We start from the raw sequence: 3,403 nt of genomic DNA, 5'->3' as shown, positions 1-3,403 counted from the left end.
AAGAGACAGGACCCCAGGGGGCTACGCCCGGGCTGGGCCGCGGCGGCGCGCGGCGGGCTGGAGGAACTGGTCTCCGTGCTGCGCCGCCTGCCGCAGCGGCGGGACCTGTGGCGCTTCCTGCTGGCCAACATGCTCTACACCGATGGGCTGAACACGCTCTTCGCCTTCGGTGCCATCTTCGCCGCCGGGGTGCACGGCATGGCGATCCAGGAGATCCTGCTGTTCGGCATCGCCCTCAACGTCACGGCCGGGATCGGTGCGGCGGCGGGCGGGCTGGTGGACGACCGGCTGGGTTCGAAGCGGACGGTGCTGCTCTCGCTGGCCGCGCTGCTGCTGCTGAGCGCGGCGCTGGTCGTGGTGCCGTCCAAGCCGGCCTTCTGGGTTCTGGCACTGCTGCTGGGCCTGTTCTTCGGCCCCGCCCAGGCGTCCTCGCGCACGCTGCTGGCCCGGCTGGCGCCGCCCGGGGAGATGGCGGCGCATTTCGGCCTCTTCGCCCTGTCGGGCCGCATCACCGGCTTCCTCGGCCCCGCCGTGCTGGCGGCGGTGACCACGCTGACCGGCAGCCAGCGGCTCGGCATGGCGACCATCGGCGTGTTCCTGGGGCTGGGGGCGCTGATGCTGCTGAGCGTGCGGGCACCACGTCGCGCCAGGGGGTGAGGACGGCGCTTTTCCCGGTGGTTCCGGCTTCGGACGTTGCGCTTCGTGGCCGGTCGCCGGGGGAGAGGCGCTGCCTCTCCACCCGGAACCCCCTCTCCGCCGGGGACCGGAGCCGGTTCCCGGACCCCGCCGGGCTTTCGTGGGTTCTGCGTGGTGGCCGTCAGTCTGCGGGTTGATCCCTGGGAACAGGTAGAAAGGCGGGATTCCCGAAAAAAAGAAAGACACCTTGTCCGCTCTCATGGCACCGGCAGTCCGCCGGAGAGCCTGGCTCTCCGGCGCGATCCGGCATCAGCGAGCGCCAACGAACCGGGTCCAGGGCCCGCAGGGTCCTGGCGGATAGGGGGTCCGGGGGAAAGGCAGCGCCTTTCACCCGGGACAGCGCAACGCCGGACACAAGACGTGACCGGCGTTCCGGAGGATCTCCACGCGGCCGGAATAACAACCTATGGTCACAATCATGCGATTCCTCCTCGCGCTTCCGCTCCTGCTGCTCGCCGCCTGTGGCGACACTGTGATGGCTGACCTCATGCGTCCTGTCCTCGGCGGTCCGGCGGCGGACGATCCGGCCGGGGAGGCGATGCCGCGCAGCCGCCTGCCCGCCCCGGCGGGGGACGGCTTGCCGGCCGAGCCGGCGCTGTCGGTGCGGCAGGGCTCGCGCCGGGTGGTGGCGGTGATGATCGAGGAGAATGGCGAACGGCGGCTGTGGCGCAGCCCGGACGGGCTGGTGGTCGCGACGGACGGGGCACGGGTGACGGCGACGGCAGGAACCCGGACCTATCTGGCCGCCACGCGGCTGGACGGGCCGGACCCGCTGGACGATCCGACGGCGCTGGCGGAACGCCCGGCCACGCTGCGCCGCTGGGTGGACCTGATGCGCCCCGACCGCTCGCCGGACCACATGCGCTTCGGCCTGGGTCTGGAATGCCGGCTGCGGGCGGCGCGGAGCGGGGAGGCGCTGCTGGTGGAGGAACGCTGCGGCGGCGGCGCGTCCTTCACCAACCGCTACTGGGCGGTGCCGGAAACCGGGGCGATCTGGCGTTCCGAGCAATGGGTCGGGGAGGAGCGCCCGATGGTGATCGAGGTCCTCACGCCGCCCGCCAGCTGAGCCCTGCCCGCCGCACCCGCCGCGCCACCAGGAACAGCCAGCCGAGCTGCACCAGCAGGGCCGGCAGCAGGACCAGCGGCTTGGCCCAGGGTGCGAGATACAGGAAGAGCAGCGCGAGCAGGCCCTGGAAGACGGCGAAGCCCCAATGGGCGGCGGCGATCCGGGCAGTCGGCATGCCGGCGCGCTGGGCCATCTGGTACAGGTGGGTGCGGTGCGCCTGGGCCACGCGCTCGCCCATCGCCATGCGGCGCAGCAGGGTGAAGCCGCTGTCGAAGAGCAGGGCGAAGAGCAGCAGCGGCACGATCAGGAAGGAGACCTGGGTGTATTCGAAGCGGGCGGCGGCCACGGCCAGCACCGCCATCATGAAGCCCAGGAACTGCGAGCCGACATCGCCCATGAAGATGCGCGCCGGGGTGAGGTTGAAGGGCAGGAAGCCCAGCAGCCCGGCGGCGAGGAAGAGCGCCGCGGCATAGACGAACCAGCCGCCCAGCAGCGCCGCGATGCCGCAGAGGGCGATGGAGGCGACCAGGAGGGAGCCGCCGACGAGGCCGTCCAGCCCGTCCATGAAGTTCACCGCGTTGGTGCAGGCAAGGATCCAGAACAGGGTCAGCACCGGGCCGAGGGGCCCCAGCTCCACCAGCCCGATCTGCGGCAGGGCCAGGCGCTGCACCACCAGGCCGCAGGCCATGGCCACCATGGCAGCCCCCGCCTGGGCAGCGAGCTTGAGGGAGAAGCGGAAGTTCACCACGTCGTCGGCCAGGGAAACGGCGGCAATGGCCACCGCCGCCAGGATCACGCCGACGAACTGGGGATCGGCGATGCGGGCGTATTGCGCACCCGAATAGAGCACGACCATCCCCGCCACGAAGGCCGCCACCACGCCGACGCCGCCGCCGCGGGGCGTCGGCACCACATGGGCGGAGCGGGCATTGGGCCGGTCGAGGATGGGGAAGGCGATCATTCCCCGGACCAGCACGGCCGAGAGGAGGGCGAGCATCGCGGCGAAGCCGAGGTGCTGGAGGAAGGCTTGGAACTGCATCAGGGCCGGTGGGTCAGAGGAGTCGGGTCAAGGGAGGAGGCGCCCGGGTTCCAGGCTCGCGTAGATGTCGCCGCTGTTGGCCGTCTGTGGCAGGGCATCGAGCCAGCCGGTCATCTCCGCCGCGCCGCGCGGCCGGGGGAAGAGGAAGCGGGTTTCCTCCCCGAGACAGGCATTGAAGCGGTAGGGGCCGAGGGCTGCCAGCCGTTGGAGGCAGCGGCGCGCGACGTCGCGCTGGATGGTGGTGAACTCGAAGCTCAGGCCGCGCAGGGGCCGGCTCAGCCCGGCCAGGGCCTCGGCCTCGTAGCCCTCGACATCCAGCTTGGCGAAATGCGGCAGGCCGTGCCGGGCGATCAGCGCATCGAGCGTGGTGACCGGGCGGCGGAGCGTGCCGTCCCAGCGCTGTCCCTCCCAGCCCTCGGCATCGCGGGCGGCGGCGACAAAATCGGCGGAAGCGGTGGCCACGGTGGGGTTGGCGCTGTTCAGGTGCAACTCGGCCTCGCCCTCTGCCGCGCCGACCAGGGTGGCCAGCACGGCGACGCCGGGATCGGCACGGAAGAGCCTGTCTCTTGATCACATCTACGCACAGCTCCACCGTAAGGCGA

4 protein-coding genes are annotated in these 3,403 nt (G+C 71.7%); 2 read left to right on the top strand and 2 right to left on the bottom strand.

Going from position 1 to position 3,403, the window contains the following annotated elements:
- On the top strand, window positions 1-657 hold a 657-nt coding region (locus ROTAS13_RS21430), incomplete at its 5' end, for an MFS transporter (RefSeq protein WP_139323472.1).
- A gap of 514 nt (window positions 658-1,171) precedes the next feature.
- On the top strand, window positions 1,172-1,762 hold the full coding sequence (locus ROTAS13_RS21425; RefSeq protein WP_237719336.1) for a YjbF family lipoprotein: 591 nt from the start codon (window positions 1,172-1,174) through the stop codon (window positions 1,760-1,762).
- Here ROTAS13_RS21425 and ROTAS13_RS21420 read toward each other — a convergent pair.
- Window positions 1,743-2,801, bottom strand: a complete 1,059-nt coding sequence (locus ROTAS13_RS21420) for a glycosyltransferase family 4 protein (RefSeq protein ID WP_019460223.1) — start codon at window positions 2,799-2,801, stop codon at window positions 1,743-1,745. The two genes, ROTAS13_RS21425 and ROTAS13_RS21420, sit on opposite strands and share 20 nt — an antisense overlap.
- Window positions 2,802-2,828: 27 nt before the next feature.
- A complete protein-coding gene (locus tag ROTAS13_RS21415; RefSeq protein ID WP_253187733.1) occupies window positions 2,829-3,332 on the bottom strand; it encodes an FkbM family methyltransferase in 504 nt (167 codons plus the stop codon).
- Window positions 3,333-3,403: the final 71 nt, after the last annotated feature.

This window comes from Roseomonas sp. TAS13 (genome assembly GCF_001950415.1).
Lineage (GTDB): Bacteria > Pseudomonadota > Alphaproteobacteria > Acetobacterales > Acetobacteraceae > Roseomonas > Roseomonas mucosa.
This window is presented reverse-complemented; position numbering and strand designations above follow the sequence as displayed.